The organism is Segatella copri, from assembly GCF_019127135.1.
Taxonomy (GTDB): domain Bacteria; phylum Bacteroidota; class Bacteroidia; order Bacteroidales; family Bacteroidaceae; genus Prevotella.
In genome coordinates this window covers 26,928-48,451 of record NZ_JAHOEA010000016.1, presented here as the reverse complement: position 1 = coordinate 48,451, position 21,524 = coordinate 26,928, and the positions used below count along the sequence as shown (strand labels likewise).

Annotated in this window: 11 protein-coding genes; 5 read left to right on the top strand and 6 right to left on the bottom strand. The window is 45.4% G+C overall.

The genetic code is table 11. The features are described 5' to 3' along the window. Window positions 1-119 precede the first annotated feature (119 nt). From purL to KSW37_RS06190, 4 genes are all read left to right on the top strand, one after another. Entirely contained in the window at window positions 120-3,845 is a 3,726-nt protein-coding gene (gene purL, locus KSW37_RS06205; protein ID WP_217313702.1) for a phosphoribosylformylglycinamidine synthase, read from the top strand. Between the two features lie 4 nt (window positions 3,846-3,849). Then, window positions 3,850-4,389 (top strand): chromate transporter, encoded by a 540-nt coding sequence (locus KSW37_RS06200; protein WP_217313701.1) that lies wholly within the window; start codon window positions 3,850-3,852, stop codon window positions 4,387-4,389. Between the two features lie 89 nt (window positions 4,390-4,478). After that, window positions 4,479-5,051, top strand: coding sequence for a chromate transporter (locus KSW37_RS06195; protein ID WP_217313700.1), 573 nt, complete (start codon window positions 4,479-4,481; stop codon window positions 5,049-5,051). A gap of 71 nt (window positions 5,052-5,122) precedes the next feature. Then, on the top strand, window positions 5,123-6,856 hold the full coding sequence (locus tag KSW37_RS06190; protein WP_217313699.1) for an ATP-binding protein: 1,734 nt from the start codon (window positions 5,123-5,125) through the stop codon (window positions 6,854-6,856). Window positions 6,857-6,993: 137 nt separating this feature from the next. On the opposite strand, the gene KSW37_RS06185 is transcribed toward KSW37_RS06190, so the two are convergent. Continuing rightward, window positions 6,994-9,642, bottom strand: coding sequence for a hypothetical protein (locus KSW37_RS06185; RefSeq protein ID WP_217313698.1), 2,649 nt, complete (start codon window positions 9,640-9,642; stop codon window positions 6,994-6,996). A 403-nt stretch (window positions 9,643-10,045) separates the two neighbouring features. On the opposite strand from KSW37_RS06185, the gene KSW37_RS06180 reads away from it, so the two are divergent. Further along, window positions 10,046-12,487 (top strand): alpha-L-arabinofuranosidase C-terminal domain-containing protein, encoded by a 2,442-nt coding sequence (locus tag KSW37_RS06180; RefSeq protein ID WP_217313697.1) that lies wholly within the window; start codon window positions 10,046-10,048, stop codon window positions 12,485-12,487. A gap of 143 nt (window positions 12,488-12,630) precedes the next feature. Here the strand turns inward: KSW37_RS06180 and KSW37_RS06175 are convergent, their stop codons facing one another. From KSW37_RS06175 to KSW37_RS06155, 5 genes are all read right to left on the bottom strand, one after another. Next, window positions 12,631-13,935 carry an NCS2 family permease gene (locus KSW37_RS06175; protein WP_022121461.1) on the bottom strand — a complete coding sequence of 435 codons (1,305 nt, stop codon included), beginning with the start codon at window positions 13,933-13,935 and terminating at the stop codon, window positions 12,631-12,633. Between the two features lie 966 nt (window positions 13,936-14,901). Further along, window positions 14,902-15,927: a family 43 glycosylhydrolase gene (locus KSW37_RS06170; RefSeq protein WP_217313696.1), complete on the bottom strand. Its 1,026-nt coding sequence runs from the start codon at window positions 15,925-15,927 to the stop codon at window positions 14,902-14,904. Between the two features lie 110 nt (window positions 15,928-16,037). Further along, window positions 16,038-17,702 (bottom strand): arabinan endo-1,5-alpha-L-arabinosidase, encoded by a 1,665-nt coding sequence (locus KSW37_RS06165; RefSeq protein WP_217313695.1) that lies wholly within the window; start codon window positions 17,700-17,702, stop codon window positions 16,038-16,040. Between the two features lie 131 nt (window positions 17,703-17,833). After that, window positions 17,834-19,645, bottom strand: a complete 1,812-nt coding sequence (locus KSW37_RS06160; RefSeq protein ID WP_217313694.1) for a bacterial Ig-like domain-containing protein — start codon at window positions 19,643-19,645, stop codon at window positions 17,834-17,836. An 85-nt stretch (window positions 19,646-19,730) separates the two neighbouring features. Beyond that, on the bottom strand, window positions 19,731-21,491 hold the full coding sequence (locus KSW37_RS06155) for a RagB/SusD family nutrient uptake outer membrane protein (protein ID WP_217313693.1): 1,761 nt from the start codon (window positions 21,489-21,491) through the stop codon (window positions 19,731-19,733). Window positions 21,492-21,524: the final 33 nt, after the last annotated feature.

The window sequence follows — 21,524 nt, the reverse complement described above, 5'->3', positions numbered from 1 at the left end:
GCCCAAATCTCAACAAAAAAAACATAAAAAACAGTGTTTTATTTTGTAGTGTCTTGAAATTGCACTATCTTTGCACTCGAAAAGAAATAAATACATTAATAATATAAAAGAAAGCAAGTATGATTCTTTTTTTTAGAACTCCATCTAAGAGTGTGATTGCGACCGAGATTGACCACAAACCATCTCAGGACGAAATCAATGAACTTTGTTGGCTTTATGGTGACGCGACTTTAGAGGACGCCCAGCAGTTGCAGGGCTTCTATGTCGGCCCACGCCGTGAAATGATTACTCCTTGGAGTACGAATGCCGTTGAGATTACTCAGAACATGAGTCTTAACGGCATTTCACGTATTGAGGAGTACTTCCCTGTGGATAGCGAGGACGCTGAGCACGACCCTATGCTCCAGCGTATGTACAACGGTATCGGACAGGATGTATTCACCGTGAACCACCAGCCAGAACCTATCAAGTACGTCGATGACCTCGAGAAGTATAACGAGGAAGAGGGTCTTGCCCTCAGCGAGGACGAAATGGCTTATCTCCACAAGCTGGAGAAAGAGAACGGACGTCCTCTCACCGACAGCGAAATCTTCGGTTTCGCACAGATCAACTCAGAGCACTGCCGCCACAAGATTTTCGGCGGCCAGTTTATCATCGACGGTAAGGAGATGGAGTCTTCTCTCTTCAACATGATCAAGAAGACCACCAACGAGAATCCTAACAAGATTCTCTCTGCTTACAAGGACAACGTGGCTTTCTCTCAGGGTCCTGTTATCGAGCAGTTTGCTCCAGCCGATCAGACTACCAGCGATTTCTTCCAGGTGAAGGATATCGAGAGCGTTATCTCTCTGAAGGCTGAGACCCACAACTTCCCTACTACCGTAGAGCCTTTCAATGGTGCTGCTACCGGTACGGGTGGTGAAATCCGCGACCGTATGGGTGGTGGTGTAGGTTCATGGCCTATCGCAGGTACAGCCTGCTACATGACTGCTTATCCTCGCCTGAAGGATGACAACGGCAAGAGCGATGTTGAGCGCGACTGGGAAGACATCATGCCAGTACGTAAGTGGCTCTACCAGACTCCAGAGCAGATTCTGATCAAGGCTTCTAACGGTGCATCAGACTTCGGTAACAAGTTCGGTCAGCCTCTCATCACCGGTTCTGTGCTTACATTCGAGCACGAGGAGAATGGTGAGAAGTATGCTTATGATAAGGTTATCATGCTTGCTGGTGGTGTAGGCTACGGCAAGAAGCGTGACTATAAGAAGGGTGAGCCACAGAAGGGCAACAAGGTTGTCGTAGTAGGTGGTGATAACTATCGCATCGGTCTCGGTGGTGGTTCTGTTTCTTCTGTAGATACAGGCCGTTACAGCAATGGTATCGAGTTGAACGCTGTTCAGCGTGCCAACCCTGAGATGCAGAAGCGTGCCTACAACCTGGTTCGTGCACTCGTTGAGAACGATGAGAACCCAGTAGTCAGCATCCACGACCATGGTTCAGCCGGTCACTTGAACTGTCTCTCTGAGTTGGTAGAAGAGTGCGGTGGCGAAATCGATATGTCTAAGTTGCCTATCGGCGACAAGACTTTGAGCGCCAAGGAAATCATCGCCAATGAGAGCCAGGAGCGTATGGGCTTGCTCATCGACGAGAAGTATATCAGCGAGGTTCAGAAGATTGCCGACCGTGAGCGTGCTCCAATGTACGTGGTTGGTGAGACTACTGGCGATGCTCACTTCAGCTTCAAGCAGGCTGACGGTGTGAAGCCATTCGACCTCGATGTAGCTCAGATGTTCGGTCATACTCCTAAGACTGTAATGGTAGATGAGACCGTAGAGCGCAAATATGAAGATGTAACTTATTCTGCAGATAACCTCGACGAGTACTTGCAGCGTGTTCTCCAGATGGAGGCTGTGGCTTGTAAGGACTGGTTGACCAACAAGGTTGACCGTTCCGTAACAGGTAAGATTGCCCGTCAGCAGGGTCAGGGTCAGATTCAGTTGCCACTTTCTGACTGTGGTGTCGTAGCACTCGACTACCGTGGCGAGAAGGGTATCGTAACAGCAATGGGTCATGCCCCTCAGGCTGGTCTTGCCGATCCTAAGGCTGGTTCTGTACTCTCTGTAGCAGAGTCATTGACCAATATCGTATGGGCTCCATTGGCAGATGGCATGGACAGCATCAGCCTCTCTGCTAACTGGATGTGGCCTTGCCGCAGCCAGAAGGGTGAAGATGCCCGTTTGTACGAGGGTGTGAAGGCTTTGTCAGACTTCTGCTGCGCCATTCACGTAAACGTACCAACAGGTAAGGACTCTCTCTCATTGACCCAGCAGTATCCTAACGGCGAGAAGATCATCGCTCCTGGTACCGTTATCGTCAGTGCCGGCGGTGAGGTTTCAGATGTCAAGAAGGTGGTTAGCCCAGTTCTCGTTAACGACAAGAACTCTAGCCTCTACCATATCGACTTCAGCTTCGACGAGCAGCGTCTCGGTGGTTCAGCCTTCGCTCAGAGCCTGGGCAAGGTGGGCAGCGATGTTCCTACCGTAAAGAATCCAGAGTACTTCGTTGACTGCTTCAACGCTGTACAGGAACTCATCAACCGCGGTTGGGTAATGGCTGGTCACGATATCAGTGCCGGTGGTTTGATTACAACTCTCCTCGAGATGACATTCGCCAACGTAGAGGGTGGTATGAAGATCAACCTCCACGACATCGCAGATGCCGACATCATCAAGACTCTCTTCGCTGAGAACCCAGGTGTTGTCATCCAGGTAAGCGATGCTCACAAGGATGAGTTGAAGGCATTCTTCGATGAGAACGGTATCGGTTATGCCAAGATTGGCTATCCAGCTCCTGAACTCCGCAAGATTATCATCAAGAAGGAAGGCTTCGAGCACGAGTTTGATATCGATGCATTGCGCGACGACTGGTATAAGACATCTTACCTCCTCGACCGCAAGCAGAGTATGAACGGTATGGCTAAGAAGCGTTACACCAACTATAAGAAGCAGCCTATCGAGATGAACTTCGGCTACGGCTTCAAGGGAACTCTCTCTAGCTATGGTCTCGACGCTAACCGTCGCACTCCATCTGGCATCAAGGCAGCTATCATCCGTGAGAAGGGTACCAACGGTGAGCGTGAGATGGCATACTCTATGTATCTCGCCGGCTTCGATGTAAAGGATGTGATGATGACCGACTTGATTTCTGGTCGTGAGACTCTGGAGGATGTGAACTTCATCGTATTCTGCGGTGGTTTCTCTAACTCCGATGTTCTCGGTTCTGCCAAGGGTTGGGCTGGTGCATTCCTCTACAATCCTAAGGCTAAGGAGGCACTCGATAAGTTCTATGCTCGTGAGGATACCCTTTCACTCGGTATCTGTAACGGTTGCCAGCTGATGGTTGAGTTGAACCTCATCAATCCTGAGCACAAGCATCGTTCACACCTCTGCCACAACACATCCAAGAAGTTCGAGAGTACATTCCTCGGTCTGACTATTCCTCAGAACGACAGTGTGATGTTCGGTAGCCTGAGCGGTGATAAGCTCGGTATCTGGGTAGCTCACGGCGAGGGCCGTTTCTACTTGCCAGAGCCAGAGGATCACTACAACATCATTGCGAAGTACAACTACGCTGAGTATCCAGGTAATCCTAACGGCAGTGACTACAATGTAGCAGGTATCTGCTCAGCAGATGGTCGCCACTTGGCTATGATGCCACACTTGGAGCGTGCCATCTTCCCATGGCAGAACGCCTGGTATCCAGCAGACCGCCGCAACGATGAGGTAACTCCTTGGATTGAGGCATTTGTCAATGCACGTCAGTGGATTGAAGAAAGAGTAAAGTAAATAAATGAAATATACAGATTTATTTAAGACATTTTTGAAGATTGGCATAGTCACCTTTGGTGGTGGCTATGCCATGATTCCAATTATAGAATCCGAAGTCGTCGACAAGCATCATTGGATGACGAAGGAGGAATTCTTGGATGCCATCGCTACCACCCAGGTTTGTCCGGGAGCCTTGGCCATCAACATGAGTTCCCTGCTCGGATATAAGTTGGCAAAGACACCGGGAGCCATCGTCTGCACCCTCGGCGCTTCGTTGCCTTCGTTCCTTATTATCTTAGCGATAGCCATGTTTTTCCATCAGTTTGAAGACAACAAGGTTGTTGCTGCCATGTTTGCGGGCATCCGTCCTGCCGTTGTAGCATTGATAGCCGTACCAACATTCTCGCTTGCCAAGAGTGCCGGTATTTCGCTTGTCAACTGCTGGATACCTATTCTATCCGCCCTTCTGATTTGGCTTTTGGGCGTCAACCCAATCTGGGTGATTATCGCAGCTGCCGTAGGTGGCTACATCTATGGACAGTTTATCCAGCCAACGGAGTAAGATTAGTTAAAAGTTTATAGTTAATAGTTTATAGGGGCTACGCCTTATTGTAGGAATGCCCTATTAACTTTACACATTATTATATATATATGATATTTCTTCAGCTTTTCATCGTATTCATTCAGATAGGCATCTTCGGATTCGGAGGTGGCTATTCCATGATATCCCTGATTCAGGGACAGGTTGTTACGCAATATCATTGGATGACGATGCAAGAGTTTACCGATGTGGTTGCCATCTCTCAGATGACACCGGGACCTATCGGTATCAACGCTGCTACCTATTGTGGCTATACTGCTGTCCATAATGCCGGCATGAGTGGCATGATGGCAGTACTCGGAAGTGCCATGGCAACCTTTGCCTTGGTTCTCCCATCCTTGGTTTTGATGATTCTTATCAGCAAGATGCTGTACAAGTATATGAACACCTCAGCCGTCCAGAGCATCTTCATCGGTCTTCGCCCAGCCATTGTCGGTCTGGTAGGAGCCGCAGCCCTGCTCCTGATGAATGGCGAAAACTTCTCTACGCCAGCCAATCCCTGGCATTTCTACATCTCCATCGCCCTCTTCTTTGCCACCTTTATCGGCGTAAAAGTGATGAAGATCAATCCTATCCGCATGATACTCTACTCGGCTTTTGCCGGACTGGTATTACTATATTAAACAAAATCTTTCGATTTTATTTGGTAGTAATAAATAAAAATCGTACATTTGCAACAAAAAGGAGATAGACCATGACATACTCACAGGCAGATATTACCGTTCCATACGCTGTGGCGAACTTTGCAGAGATTCGCCACAAGGGATATTATTATGTGGACAAGACCAACTATATTCCACTGCTTGAGCGTTACAAAGCACCAGTTTTTCTCCGTCCTCGCAGATTCGGAAAGAGTCTGCTCGTTTCCATGTTGGCTCACTATTACGACCGCAACATGGCAACACAATTCAAAGATTTGTTTGGTGGAACTTGGATTGGCGAACACCCAACAAACGAGCACAACCAATATCTCGTTGTAAGATATGACTTTTCCACAACTTCCGTTGCCAGCAAGAAGGAAGACATCGAGAAAAACTTCAACGCCGTGAATTGCAGTCCACTCCGTACATTGGTGGAACGCAACAGAGACCTTTTTGGAGATTTCAGGTTCAGAGAGGATGGCAATGCCTCCAACATGTTGGTTGAAGTATGCGAGTTTATCTCTTCCCATAATCTTCCACCTCTTTATATATTAATAGATGAATACGACAACTTTACCAACCAGCTACTAGTTGTCTATAAGGACTCGCTGTACCAGGACCTGACCACAGGGGAAAGTTTCCTACGAACATTCTTCAAGGTTATCAAGGCAGGCATTGGCGAAGGTACCATCCGCACCTGCTTCTGCACAGGAGTACTGCCTGTCACCATGGATGACTTAACCAGTGGCTATAACATCGCAGAGATGTTGACTCTGAAGCCGGAATTTACCAATCTATTGGGCTTTACCCATGAGGAAGCAGCCCAATATCTGAAGTATGTCATCAATAAATATGGCCCTCAAGCCTCTTTCGAGGAATTATGGACTCTGATACTCAACAATTATGACGGTTACCACTTTTTGCCAAATGCAGAACCGTTGTTCAACTCTACCATTCTAACTTACTTCCTCAAGAACTTTGCAGAACTGAAAGGCGGCATCCCTACGGAAATGGTAGATGAGAACCTGCGCACTGACACTAGTTGGATAAGAAGATTGACCATCACGCTTGACAATGCCAAAGAAATGCTCGACAGCCTGTTGATGGATGGAGAATTGTACTATTCACAAGCCGATTTACGCAGCAAGTTCAACAAGCAAAAGTTCTTCTCCCCAGAGTTCTACCCTATCAGCCTCTACTACTTGGGTATGACCACCCTGAAGGACAATTACAAAATGGCTTTGCCAAACTTGACGACCAAGAGTGTATATATGAGTTACTACAACGAATTGAATAGTATCAGCGACAATGCCCGTAAGTTTGTTCCTGCATACGAGGCATTTGCCAGAGACAGAGAACTAGAGCCATTATTCCATAACTATGTTAAGGAATACTTAGGTCAGCTTCCAGCCCAAGCCTTTGACAAGATGAACGAGAATTTCATTCGCTGTTCATTTTTCGAGTTACTGAGCCGCTACTTAAGCAATTGCTATACATTCGCCATCGAACAGAACTTGCCATCAGGTCGTGCCGACTTAGTCTTGACCGGCATTCCTGGCACATCATTCCACAACGACTGTCGCATCATTGAGTTTAAATATTACAAGTCTAAAGACGCAGGCATTGTTGATCAATTGGAAGAGGCACACCTAGAAGATACCCAACAGGTGAAGGCTTATGCAGCAGATATGCAGAAAGCCTATCCTCACTATCAAATAAAAGCATACGTAACTTATATCGCAGGAAACAAGGCTTGCAAGATTTTTAAAGTGAATAGCAATGATTGATTATAACAACCAATAAGAACACTCTTTTCTTCCCCACCTTTATCGGCGTGAAGGTAATAAAGACAAATCCTCCCGAATTTATTTACTGGCAATAAATAAATTCGGGAGGATTTTGTTTTATAATAAGAAAAGGATGATTATCGGATAACCATCTTTATCTTTTTGCCATCAGCTACTATGATGAACACACCTGTAGTAGGAGCCATTATGGTTGCGTTTTGACTGGCAGCCAATTTCTTTCCATCAAGAGAATAGAGAGCAAGCTGCTTGCATCCCTCAGCTGTAATCATTTTACCTGATACAGAAATATGGATGGCTGATACTGGAACTGCAACCACAGGATTGATACCAGTTGCCTCATCACCATATTTCATCACATACTTTTCTACATGATCGGTTGTGATGGTTACAGAGGCCAATCTTCCTTTCTTATCGTATTCGAAATCCTTAATTAAGGACGTATTTGCAGCTGCTCTTGTTGCAGTAGAGCTGTTCTCTGTATACTGTACCAGTCGGTTGTCGTTATCACGGGTATAGGACATGACACTTTCTATATAACTGTTCTTAACTGTATAAGTAAGCGTATTCCCCTCTACGTTACATGCCGATTCGTCTGCATACTCGGTTTTCCAGGAATCAGTAGATGCATCCCATGTATAGTTGGCATGAGAAGATAAATCTGATTTATCTGCAAAGAATGTAGAATCAATATCGCTGATATAAGCAGAACTGTTATATGCCTTTACCGGAGAACTTGGCATTATCAATGCAAACTGAGGTTTAGCAACATGGCTGTTTTCTTCCTTACTGCTTGGCTGCCACTCATCGCCTACCTTATTATAAGTAATGGTTGTACTTCCATTCCCATTATTTGTCTCCTCACGTTTACTGGTTTCTACAATCTTACCATCTTGCAGATCACGATAGATAGTGGTACTGACGCCATTATTTTCGACTGTGATAGGAAAAACACTCGTACGTGGCTCTGGGTCAAAGTCATTATTTTCATAAGACCAATAATAAGTAAATTCTATACCATCAGAGGTTAAAGAGCGCTTATGTCCATAATCCTTTTCGCCATCCTCATATTCCAACTCAACTTCATGATAAGTTCCTTTATCATCAATATAACATTCTTTCATGTCGTAAGAATCAGGACCTTTATAGCTATCTTTCCTCTTTCTTGTATACCCATTCTCTGTATAAGTATAAGTCAAGAGATAACCGCCATCACTATCATAATTTTGATTTTTTGTCACATATCCGTCCTTATTGAATTCATAGTAAGGACAGAGTTCATAGTCGCCCAATTCCAGTTTAAAGGTCGCATCAGGAATCGCAAACTTCTCCCATTTACCATTCTTGAAAATTTCGAGAGGTTTGGTTGGTCTATTAGAAGCATCCACATCACATAATCTATATCTTGCTTCTTCTTTTCCATCGGTAGCATAGTAAACCCAGGTGAGTTCATCCAATTCTTGAGAACTGCTACCTATATGTTTATATATTTCAGAACAATATCTTCCATCCTTAAAAGGATATACATCATAGTTAACGAGATTTCCTGCATCATCATACTCCAAGAATTCACGAGTCATATCTCCACCATCAAACTTATAAGTCCATTGCAAGATGTTCGGATTTTGACGTATCCAGTCATAAGCATCATAGTGATCCTGTATGAATTCTTTCTTTTCACGATCATAGGTATAGGTGATACATTCACGATGTTTTCCATCGTAAATCCATGGATCATTATAATTGGCAGTCTTAACCGTTTTATTTTTTGGAATCCATGAACCTCCATTGTCTGATGAATAGACATAATCGATGATAGTAGTATATCCGTTTTCAGAAGTCTCAGCCGTTTTATTTTTTGGAATCCATGAACCTCCATTGTCAGAAGAATAGACATAAGAGATGGTAGTGGTATAACCATTTTCGGATGTCACCTCATTTTTATATCCTTTTATTATAGATTTCACTTCACCCGTAGAAGGATTATATTCTTTGTAAATGGTAGAATTGTCTGCTGCATTCCACACCTGTCCTAAGCATTTCCTCCAATTTCCCCATCCGTCTTTGAGTTCTTCTCCTTTCCAGGCTGTTGCCTCACAAACGTCACCATTGATTTCAACAGTTACCTTAATATTTTTCTTTTGACCGGAAAGAACGAAGCAGTTTCCAGCCTCATACCAGTTGTATTCTTTGATTTCAGAAATATAATGAATCTGAGAAAAATAAGCTACACCATAAGTTAACTCTTTCATCAGATAAGCCTTACCATCGGTATCATCGCCTACAAGATGGTCGTAGCCATAAGTCTTGCTGCAAAGAAGTGTTTCCTTGCCAGCCTCATCAGAAGTTTTATGCTCATACTTATCCTCGCTGATTGTTCTGCCTTGCTGATCTTCAGCATAAACATAGCGTTCATAACTTCCATCAGGTGATTTCACATAAGCCAATCGTCCCTTCTCATCGAATGTTCGGGTTGGTAAAACATTCAACGAATCTGAGTTATAAATAACATCACATCCAAGCAATTGGTCTTCCTTCTTACTGCCAAAAGAAACTACTGGCATATCAGCAGGCTTGACAACTGAGATGATATTAGGCACACTAATTTCTATTTCTGGCGTAGAGTCAATTGAAGTCGCAAGACTAATTGCAGCATCTGTGTTAACCACCTTTGCTACTTGCTTTTTAGCAAATTGGTTTCTAGCATTTACTGGTTGTAAGGCTAGCGAAGCTGCTCCCAAAACTAATAAGTAAAGTTTTTTATTCATGTCGATTATTTTTAATTAATTAAACTATCATTACTGCATATTTATTATAGAGATAATCTCTATCTATGGGGGCAAAGATACATCATTTAATTATAAACCGATTGGTTCAATTTGGTTCATTTTTCGGCGTTTAGTTTATTTAACGGATTAAGTTTCCGGTTTCTGCAGGAAGTCTACCGCCACTTCCTGTTCTTTTGCAAAGCCTAATATGCCCAATATAAATCGACAAAAAGGTGGATTTTCATCAGAAAATCCACCTTTTACACTATAATTCGCTTTTTGTCCACCTCTTCTTTGTGTTTTTTGTGTACTTTTGCAACTGTGTATTAATAGCGGCATGAATTCTGGCTTTGCTTGGTTTCATGCCAACCAACAAGTAAACAAACAAACCTAAGAATAAGAAATGAATAAGAAAAGACAGATTTTACTTTCAGCAGTGTTGGCCTCTGCTTTGGCAGCCAACGCACAGGTTACCATCAATGTAGATGCCTCTAACCCAGGTATCAAGGTATCTCCTAACCTCTATGGTATCTTCTTCGAGGATATCAACCATGCTGCAGATGGCGGACTCTATGCCGAGCTCATCAGTAATCGTTCTTTTGAGGATGATGACAAGAATATTCCAACCTGGAAGACTGCGGCTCAGGAAGGTGCAAAAATCAATGCACAACTCATCAATAAGGGGTTGCTCAACAAGACACAGGGCAAGGCTCTCCAGCTTACCATTGCTGCCAAACCAGCTGCTACAGCCTCTCTCATCAACGAAGGCTTCTGGGGAATCAACGCCGTGCAGGGCAGAACCTACAAACTATCTTTCTGGGCGAAAGGTAGCTACAAGGGCGGATTGAAAGCTCGCCTCACCAACGCCAAGGGCGATAAGGTGTATGCAGAAACCGCACTCAATGCCAAGGTTGGCAAGAAGTGGACCAAATATACGGCTGAGTTGACTGCCAACGGAAACGATGCCAAGGCTCAGTTCGAACTCGTAGCCAACGGAAAGGGTACCATCGTTCTCGATGTAGTAAGCCTCTTCCCTCCTACTTTCAAGAATCGCGAGAATGGCTTGCGCCCTGATTTGGCTCAGCTTCTCTATAACATCCATCCTAAGTTCGTCCGCTTCCCTGGCGGTTGCTACGTTGAAGGACAGGAATCTCCAGAGAATGCTTTTCACTGGGAGAAAACCATCGGTCCTATCGAGGAACGTCCAGGTCATAAGAACGTAAACTGGCGCTACCGTACCAGCGACGGTATGGGCTTCGACGAGTATCTGCAGCTTGCCGAAGATTTGAACGCCAAGCCTCTCTATGTTGTGAATGTTGGTTTGTGGCACGGCGGCATGACTCCTGTGGATAGCATCCAGCCTTGGATTGACGAGTGCATGAATGCCCTGGAGTATGCCAACGGTCCTGTTACCTCTAAATATGGTGCGCTCCGTGCTAAGAATGGTCATCCTGAGCCATACAACATCGAATATCTGGAGATTGGTAATGAGAACAACCAGCCAGATCCTGCGGCTCAGAGCGACCATTACTACGAGCGCTTCAAGAAGTTCAAGAATGCCGTTCTGGCGAAATATCCTAAGATGCACCTCATCGGTAACGTGGTGGCTTGGGGCGATGACAACCCTAAGTGGGAAAGCAACGAGAGCGTAGAACTCCTCGATGAGCACTACTACAGAAACCCTGCCTGGTTTGCTGAAAACTTCAACAAGTATGACAACTACGACCGCAAGGGCAGCGAGATTTATGTAGGTGAATATGCCGTAACCCAGGGCTTCGGCAATATGGGTTCGCTCGATGCAGCACTCGGTGAGGCTGTCTATATGATGGGCATCGAGAACAATTCGGATATCGTGACCATGGCATCCTATGCTCCTATCTTCGCCAACCTCAACAACCGTATGTGGGCACCGGATATGATTCAGTATACATCAGACAAGGTATTCGGAACTCCATCTTACTACGTTCAGAACGTGATGGCAAACAACATCGGTACCCGTGTACTGAAGGTGAACCAGGAGAATCCATACAAATATGAGCAGACTCAGGTGAAGCCAGCTATCTGCCGTGTAGGTATGGGAACATGGGGCACTCAGGTTTCTTTCGAGGACAAGGGCTACAGCGATGAGAACGGAAAGGCGCTGCCGATGACCGTGCAGGAGTTGCCTACCGATATCCGCGGACAGTGGAAGACTGAGGGTAGCCTCATCAAGCAGACCAGCAACGAAGAGAGCTGCATCCGTCTGAACCCAGGCGAGATTACCAGCAATGGCTATATATATAAGGTACGCGCGAAAAAGGATGCCGGAAACGAAGGTTTCCTCATCATCTTTAACTACGTGGATAAGAACAACTACTGCTGGTTGAACCTCGGTGGCTGGAACAACACCCAGCACGGTGTGGAGTCTATCGTGAATGGTGCCAAGAGCCAGATAGCTACTACCCCAGGCAGCATCGAGACCGGCAAGTGGTATGACATCGAGCTGAAAGTAGTAGGCGACAGCATCTTCGCCAAGTTGGATGGCAAGGAAATATTCTCTACCAAGTTGAAGGCAAACACCCTTCCTGGCATCTTCTCTACAGCCACACTTGATGAACAGACGGGCGAAGTAATCCTGAAGATTGCCAACACCAGCACCGAGCACACCACAGCGAAGATTAATCTTCAGGGCAAGGAAATCAAGGATGGCAAGCTCATCCGCCTTTCTGCCAAGAACGGTCTGGAGGAGAACACCATCGACAATCCTACCAATATCTATCCTGTAGAAAACTACGTAACTACAGAGAAGAATGGTGCCACAGTAGAGATTCCAGCCAGCTCGCTGAATATCATCCGTTTGAAATAACAGACTACATCCAGGGCAGGATGCCCTGGAATCCATATATAGGTAATAACATTTTGAATAGTTGATAAGAAAGTTAGTTAGAAAAGAGAAGGCGGCAACCTGCGTGATGCAGATTGCCGCCTCGTTTTTTATCTGTCGTTTAATTAACCGAAAACATAATTGAAGAGCAGGAAGATGCTCAGGATATACAGCGTAGGATTCAGATCTTTGAACTTACCCACCATCATCTTGATCAATACATAGCTCAGAATACCAAGGCAGATGCCATCGGCAATACTGTAGCAGAGCACCATCGTAATCATCGTGATAAAGGCAGGGAAAGACTCGGAGATATCCTCCAACTCAATCTTCTTGAACGAATCGATCATCAATACACCCACCATTACCAGGGCACCACTGGTGGCTGCGCTCGGAATCAGGAGGAAGATTGGAGCCAGGAAGATGCTCAGGATAAACATCAAACCCACAAAGAAAGATGTCAAGCCCGACTTACCGCCCTCGGCAACGCCCGAAGCACTCTCCACATAAGTGGTAATGGTAGAGCTACCCAGCAATGCACCGGCTGTAGTACCGATGGCATCACTCATCATCGCCTCCTTCACACCCGGAATCTCGCCCTTCTCATTCTCCTTGACACCGAGCTTGGAAACCAATCCCAGAACTGTTCCAATGGTATCGAAGATGTTGACAAGCAACAGCGAGAATACCACCATGAACATCTTAGGAGTAAAGAAGCCGGTGAAATCAAACTGGCAGAAGATAGGAGCAATGCTGTGAGGGGTAGATACCGGCATCCAGTTGTCAGAGAACTGGGTAACTCCCATCGGAATACCTATCAATGTAGAGATGATGATGGCGATAAACAGGGAGCCCTTCACTCTTCTCGCCATCAGACAGCCACAGAGCAGGATGCTGATGAGACCCAGGATGCTGACTGGTGTAAACTTGCCGAGCTGCACGAAAGTATCAGCATTGGCAGTAATGATGCCCGCATTCTTCAAACCGATAAAGGCGATAAACATACCGATACCTGCCGAAATGGCGAATCGGAGGTTCTTCGGAATACATTCCAATATCTTGTCACGGATATTAAGGAAGGTGATAGCAAGGAAGATGATACCCTCTACGAGCAACACTGCCAAAGCCTGCTGCCAGGTCAAGCCCATAGCCTGGCAAAGGGTGAAGGCGAAGAAGGCATTCAGTCCCATACTAGGAGCCTGGGCAAAAGGCAACTTTGCCATGAAAGCCAGCAGGAAGGTGGCGATGGCTGAAGCGATGGCAGTGGCAGTAAAGAGAGCTCCCTTGTCCATACCCGTAGTGGCGAGGATGGTAGGGTTCACTGCCAGAATGTAACACATGGTCAGGAAGGTAGTCATACCAGCTATCAACTCAGTCTTGACCGTAGTAGTCTTTGGGTCGAAACCCAATAAAGCTTTTAATTTGTTCATTTCTTATATTTATATTTATCTCTATTTTCTCTTTCCCCCTTTCCACAACCCAATCCCGTTGTTTCTTCGGGGCGAACAAAGATAAGAAAAAATAATGAGGAATGCCTTATTTTACAAGTTTTTAACTCACCAGAACGCTTGATAGTAAGTTTCATTTGCAAAAAGTACCGATAGTGGTGCCAAAAGTGCCTAAAAAAGCAACTTTTGGCACCACTATCGGCACTTCTTATGTATTTTCCTGCTTCTGCCTTTTCTCCATATTTATTTCCTGCACAAAAAGTTTTTTACGAGAAAAAGTATCAAAGTATCATTATTTAGAGGAAATAACATTCTAAATATCTGATACTTTGCGACATACAAAAATGAGACTTTCGATATATTTTACAGAAAAGTATCATAGAAGTATCATAAAATCGCAAGAAGTATCATAAAATTCGGCTTTGAATCGATTTAAAAGGCTTAAAAAGAAGTGTCTACTCTTCCAGTTTTATAAAAACTTTAGCGTCTACTATTCCAGTATGTAATGAATGACAATACAAACTAGGAATAAGAGAAAAAACTGACAAGCAGAATTAGGAACAAATGCACATAAGGTGTTCAGTCAGAGACTATTAAGTAATCTGTCTGTGCCCGTCAAGTGGGTACTCAGGGACCAAGTAATGGGCATCGACAGACCAAGTTACGGGCACTCATTGCCCGTACTGCGGGCATCGAGCACCCAAAATGTCGGACGTTTTTTGGGCACTTCATACGATTAGGCGGCCCCAAAAATTACGTCCCGACGTAGACTTTATTACATGGCGACGTAATCTTTCTTACGTCCCGACGCATAGATTTCTACATCGCCATGTAACTTCAAGGGCGCCGGGAGAAAATAGCGTTTATTTCGCTACGAAACCGTTTTTTTACCATTCGTAGCGAAATAAACGCTATTTTAACTCAGTTTTAACACTTAACTAATGCATCTTATTCCAGCGTCAGCCACCCATCTTCCGTCCAGCAGATACGCTTCTGAACCAGGATGCTGGCGCCATTCTTGGCGATACTGTAACCATGGCAGAAGAAGAAATCACCATCAGGGAAGGAGTAGGCTGAACTATGGCCCATCGCCTCATATTCCTTCTTGTCACCTTCCAGCAGCAGGGTGCCACCACCCTCTCGCATGTCCCTACCCTCCTTATCCAGATAAGGACCAGCCACCTTCTTGCTCCTGCCCACGGCAACACGATAGTTGCTCTTGATGCCACGGCAGCAGTAATCCCAGCTCACGAAGAGATAGTAATAACCACCATGTTTCATGAAGAAAGGAGCCTCGATGGCATTGGTACCGGCAAACTTAGAAGTAGGATTCGGTTCTGCTGATGCATCGCCTACGGCATGACGGCGGGCGATGGTCTGAGGCTTGGCGCCCTTCTTGACATGCATCGTCTTCTTATCCAACTTGATCATCTGGATGCCATCCCAGAAAGAGCCCCAGGTAAGCCAAGGATTTCCCTTCTCATCAACAATGAAATTCGGATCGATGGCATTCCAGTTGTCTCTATCGCCCTTAGAGGCGACGAGGCAGCCCTCATCCTTCCATCCATCCTTATCAGATAAGGAAGTATTGCTCAGCAAGCCGATGGCAGATGTGTTCTTACCAAAGGTAGAACAGGAATAAGCCAGATACCACTTGTTCTTGAAGCGGATAACATCCGGAGCCCAGATATGCGTGGTAAAACCTGGCACACTATCATGCGTCCATGCCGGAATCTCGCTGTTCTTGAGCACGCCCTGAGGAACGATAGTCCAATGCTTGCGGTCGGTAGAGGTCATCTGCGTGATGCCATGACCTGTGCAGTAGAGATAGTACTTGCCATTCTCATACGCCATTACGGGGTCGTGGACAAAAGGAGTATCTACAACCAAAGGCTGTTGTGCACGAGACTCAGCTGGCGCTAGCATCATGGCTATCGCCACAATGCCAAAATATTTCATTGCAGTTTGTTTCATCTGTATATCTTCTCTATTTTTTTAACAAAAAAGGGGAGTCATAGCTTCACTGCTTAACTCCCCCAAAGATTCTACTTAGATTCTTTTATACCTTAAAAACTAACTAACATTTATTTTTTCTTGCCCCAGAAGCTCTTGCTACCACTGACGCCAGAGTATACGATAGTCAACTTGCGAGGACTAGCCTCCCAGTCTACCTCACGCTGTACCTTGAGCTTGGTAGTACCGATGGTGAGGGTGTTGGAAGAAGTATCGAAGTTCCATACCTTCACATTAGGCCAAGCCGTACCACCAGTCATTGAGCCGTCGGCATTGAGTGTAAATTCGGTGCTGACGCGCTGTTTGCCATACTCATAAGCGAGGTCGATACCTTCCCAAGTGCCAGCCAGTTCGCTAGCCTTGATAGCCACTTGTGGCACAGCGCCATAACGCTCAGGCATGACAACAGGCCATCCGTTCTCATTCCACTTGATACTGCGCACGCCACCCATCATCAGGGCGTTGCTATAAGCATTTCCACCTACATTCTGTGGGAAACGCTGCTGGGATACATAATACCAGTTGCCCGCGCCATCGTCGAAGACGGCACAGTGGCTGATGCCTACCCAACCATATCCCTGACTGAACTTATAAGGATGAGTCAAGACGGTAGGATTGTCACCTGCGCCATTGGCTGCATTAGTCACTCTGTTGTTCATCGTCTCGTAAGGACCGTCCACATTCTTGGAACGAAGCACACGGGTGTTGTAAGGAACATCCAAGCCATCGTAAGCCAAGAAGAGATAATAATATCCATCATGGTATACAACCTCAGGAGCCTCAGCTCCCTGCCAACGACTACCATTGGTACGAGTGAAGATAAGCTTTCCGTAAGGAGCAATCTCATCTGCTGTACCGTATGACTTAGGAAGTTCTTTCAAGGTCTTGCCTGTCTCTGGGTTCAACTGCACGGCAGCGATACCGCTGTGCCAAGAGCCATAGATAAGCCAGTGCTCGCCATTAGGTGTGATGATGAACGAAGGGTCGATGGCATTGAACTTGAAGTAGCCGTCCCAGTCGCTGTTCGATTTGCGAGTCCAGTTCTTACCCTTATCAGAAGAAGAGCAAATCACAAAACCCTTGTCTGTCCACTTGTTGCTGGCTGGGTCCGTAGTCTCTGCCATACCGATGAAGGCACGCTCCGTCCAAGAGCCATCATAGGTAGTGCCACCTGTCTTGATGTAGTTGTTCACCACGATGGCATAGTACATACGATAGAGATTATCCTTCACTTTTCTTACGCAAGGAGCCCAATAGCCATAGCTTGGGTTGGCGATAGGAGCCAAACCTTGCTCAGCACGAATCTCGTTCAACTTAGTCTTCACCCAAGCAGGAGCCACCGTCATCGTACCACCGAGATATTCCCAGTTTACGAGGTCTTTGCTTCGACGAGCATGGAAGTGTCCATGACCTTCGTGGGCATTGCCATAGCTGGCATCAGTCTGATACATATAATAATAGCCGTCGGCTGCCTTCATCACCGATGGGTCGTGCACATTGGCAAGATTCCACTGGCTACGCTTACTCCAGTCGGCTATGGATACATAGTTATCAACATAGGTTGGGCACTTGTAGTTTGCTAAGTCGGCATCCGTTGGATCACTAGGTGTTGGAGTAGGCGTAGGAGTTGGTGTAGGCGTAGGCTTTGGATCGTCAATTGGGTCATCGCCTCCACTGCTACAGCCTACCGCCAAAGTACAAGCGAGCAATAGTACTAAAGTATGAAGTTTCTTCATTGTTTCCTTATGTTTAGTTAGTTTTTATATCCTTTATATTTTCTTTCTAATAAAGGCAGGTCTATGGAAGCCTGTTAGCATCAAGACCTACCTTTATTATTATAGTTTTGCCAAAGATTTCTCTTCGAGGATTATCTGCGGTGAGCACGAGTATAGTGCTTGCGAGCAGATGCTGCAGAGTCGAACTTCAAACAGCTGTTATCTACAGTAAAGTCAACATTGACATCATCAGCCTCTACAGGAATATCCAGATAATACTGTGTAGAAACCTGTCCTGTAGTACCAACCATCACTGCCAAAATATTAACCTTACCATTTTGATTGGCTACATAAACTTGTACTTTGGCACCATTCATACCAGCAAGCCAAGTTGCCCATTCACCCTGAGTTCCTGCATGAGAGATACTAGGAGCACCATCACCACCTACAGCGTTGCCCCATCCCCAGTTGTCAGAACGGAACACACCATACTCACTCAAATCAGCCTTGCGGAGGACTATATCATAATTGTTCCAATTAGCAGCTGCACCATAATTAGTCAGAGAGAATGCACGAGCTTCACCAGAAGGGACATGAACATCTGCATCAAGGTGAGCACTCCACCATGGACTAGTGCAATCCTCTGCACCCAAAACTGCAGGGCTAGGGGTTACGAATGTAGCAGCACTCTTCGTTACATTAACATCGAAAGTTGTCTTAACACCATTTTTTGCAGTTACCGTAATAGCTTGCTTACCAACCTTCATAGGTACGTTAGAGAAAGTTAACTTATCAAGAGCAATGTCACGAGTCTTGCCATCCAAATATGTAGCTTGTACTGCCAAGCCTTTTACATCTAAAGCCAAAGTTGCATTTTCTGGCAATGTTATACCAGAAGCCTCATAATATGTATAGTCAAGACGTGTAGGCGCACTTACTATATGGAGAGCTTTGATAGCTGGCACAACTTCGAATGTCTTCTGTGCAACGATAGGAGTAGAAGCATTCTCGCCCTTGAATGTCTTGTTATAGATGACGATGAGGTTCTTGGTGCCAGAAACATTCATATCGTTGATGGCAGAGAAATAAAGTTCCTTGGCAGGAATTACCTTGGTTATACCTTCCTCGAAGGTTACGGTAGCAGATACATTCTCCATTGCCTTCTCTAGGGGTGTATTCTCGTCTACTTCGGCAGGAACATTGTTCAACACCATAGAAACCGGAGCCTTATCCTGGGCAGATGTATAACCGCCGATAGGTTCTACGTTGCTCTGCATGAAATCGATGTAAGAGCCCTCAGGTACCAGGAAGCAACGGATGTTGGTATTGCTCTCGTCTGCATTCAGATTAGCAATCTTAGATGGCTGAATGTAGGTCTTGGTAACAGTACCATTGGTAATCTTCACCATGAAAGTATCTACACGGGAACGATCAACCGTCAATGTTACCTTACCACCCAACTTATCTACACCCTTGTCTGTATCAGTTTCAAAGGTGAGATTACTCTTCACGCAGCTTCTGTCGATATGGTCACCCCACTCAGAGTTACCGCTTGGTTGGTTATCAAAACGGATAGCACCATACTCGGTATAACCTGTTCCGCCACGATCCACATCATTGGTGATGACGAGGGCGAAGTTCTTATAGGTGTTAGTCGCAGAAGGATTGATGTTCAGATTGAACACGGCATTCCACTTCTGGTTGTCTTGAACCACATAATACTTTGAGAATGAAGTCCAAAAGCCTGAAGAGAAATCAGTATTACCTACAGTATAGACATCCTCATTCATACCTACGAGCACTTCCTCTGTAGATTGGTTAGCTTTTTCGATTGAATCAATCTTTTCAGAGAGCCAATCAGGAGAGTTGACGCTAAACATGTCACTTCCCTCACATCCTGTCATCGCTGTCAATGCCATGGCTGCCACGCAGAAGACGGCTGCTAATTTATTTAGACGTTTCATATTATATCCTATTATAAATATATAAATTGTTATTTTGGTTTTCCTATGGGGCTATCCTTAAGAAACCCCATAGGAATAGATATTATTAGTTGCCCAAGTTAACTACAGGATGAACAGTCCAACCTCTCCCGAAGAAATCGGTTGAGTTGTCTGTATTGTAGTTAGCAGAGTTACCCTTCAAGTTAGGGTTATCATTAAGCAAATTCTGATAGATAGGCAAGAACTCATGACCTGCGACGTATGTATCGTAAGAGCATTTCAACTGTGGGTCTATACCGACCTGTGAGTAGCTAACAGGCTCTTTAATCTTGTATGGAGAGATGCGGAAGGTTGCGTGGTCCTTCAACTGAGCCATACGGTCGTTGTTATAGAAGAATCCCCAACGAATCAAGTCAAGACCACGTCCAGACTCACAACCAAACTCTTTTGGACGCTCTACATTGGCAATCTGCTCGAAGAGCTTATCCTTTGTAGTGAAGTCAGAGAGCTGCAAATCCTTTAAGTTAGCACGCTCACGCACCTTATTTATCCAGTCGATAGCCTGCTGTGTTGGACCGTTTACCTCGTTCTCACACTCTGCTGCACGAAGCAACACATCTGAATAACGCATCATACGGAGGTTGATACCACACTTTAGACCAGTAGTTACCTTATCATAAAGGTTTGTACGGAAGTTGGTCCACTTAGCGATAGGCAGACCACCCCTATCATTATTTGTTGGAATTGTATCAGTAGCCGTCATCTTAGTAGTATAAGCTACGTTACCATTCTCGAAACCTTCCCAGTCTGCCTCGTATGTACCGATAGTCCAATAGAGACGTGGATCCAATTTACCAGCTGTAGTACGCTCTTGTTTGAAGAGGTTGTATAACCATGGTGAAGCAGAGAGGTCTGCCCATCCACCAAATCTTCCTGGACAGTAGTTAGACTCAACAGCATGACCTTGAGAAGCATTAGGACTTACATTGACAGGAGTCCACTCATCGTCAACGCCCTGAGAGCCATAGTCCAAGAACTGAACCTCGAAGAGGCTCTCGTCATTGTTCTCATACTGTGAGCCCTCACGGAAGTTGTCACCATAGTTGGTCATCAACTTATATTGACCATACTTCTGACCGCCAATGATATCCCTTAACACAGTCAAGGCCTCACTATACTTATGTCGAAGCATCAAAGTACGTGCATAGTAACCTGCAGCCGCACCACAAGTAGCACGTCCCTTTGCCCATTCACCACCAGCTTGGCGGTTAGGGAGCAACTCCATAGCCTCCTTCAAGTCAGTCTCAACCTGATCGAGCACCTCATCAAAGGTGTTGTTGGCACCATAGAGACCATCCAATGAAGAATAGGTAGAATAGTCGGTAATCAATGGCACTTCCTTGTAGTAACCTACCAAGTTATAATATGAGAAGGCACGGAGGAAGAGAGCCTGTCCCTTAATGCGCTTCATGCTCTCGCTGAGCTGAGAGTCTTCGCCTGTTGTACGAGAGAGGATAAAGTTGCATACATTGATGGTATAGTATGATTCACGCCATGGCCACATGGAGATTTCATCGGTTGCAGGATCATCCATATCATCAAATGGAAGATACCATACCTGGGATGTGTTCCACACTTCGTCACCTCGCACAGCATCAAGCGTATAACCTACACGAGCCATAGAGCCCTCCATACGGATGTCGTGATAAGCAGCAATGACACACTCTTCCAAGTCATCGGCATTAAAACCGAAAGTACCAGTGGTCTGCTGGTTAGGATTTGTTAAGTCCAACTTGCCTTCGCACGATGCCATCGTCAACGCACCAAGACCGAGGATCATAGCTAATGATAATTTATTTAGTTTCATATCAAATGTTCTTTTAAATAATAATGATTCTTA

Excerpts from the sequence above, each read along its gene's own strand:
- purL (WP_217313702.1), top strand. The coding sequence starts at position 120 with ATGATTCTTTTTTTTAGAACTCCATCTAAGAGTGTGATTGCGACCGAG.
- KSW37_RS06200 (WP_217313701.1), top strand. The coding sequence starts at position 3,850 with ATGAAATATACAGATTTATTTAAGACATTTTTGAAGATTGGCATAGTC.
- KSW37_RS06195 (WP_217313700.1), top strand. The coding sequence starts at position 4,479 with ATGATATTTCTTCAGCTTTTCATCGTATTCATTCAGATAGGCATCTTC.
- KSW37_RS06190 (WP_217313699.1), top strand. The coding sequence starts at position 5,123 with ATGACATACTCACAGGCAGATATTACCGTTCCATACGCTGTGGCGAAC.
- KSW37_RS06185 (WP_217313698.1), bottom strand. The coding sequence starts at position 9,642 with ATGAATAAAAAACTTTACTTATTAGTTTTGGGAGCAGCTTCGCTAGCC.
- KSW37_RS06180 (WP_217313697.1), top strand. The coding sequence starts at position 10,046 with ATGAATAAGAAAAGACAGATTTTACTTTCAGCAGTGTTGGCCTCTGCT.
- KSW37_RS06175 (WP_022121461.1), bottom strand. The coding sequence starts at position 13,935 with ATGAACAAATTAAAAGCTTTATTGGGTTTCGACCCAAAGACTACTACG.
- KSW37_RS06170 (WP_217313696.1), bottom strand. The coding sequence starts at position 15,927 with ATGAAACAAACTGCAATGAAATATTTTGGCATTGTGGCGATAGCCATG.
- KSW37_RS06165 (WP_217313695.1), bottom strand. The coding sequence starts at position 17,702 with ATGAAGAAACTTCATACTTTAGTACTATTGCTCGCTTGTACTTTGGCG.
- KSW37_RS06160 (WP_217313694.1), bottom strand. The coding sequence starts at position 19,645 with ATGAAACGTCTAAATAAATTAGCAGCCGTCTTCTGCGTGGCAGCCATG.
- KSW37_RS06155 (WP_217313693.1), bottom strand. The coding sequence starts at position 21,491 with ATGAAACTAAATAAATTATCATTAGCTATGATCCTCGGTCTTGGTGCG.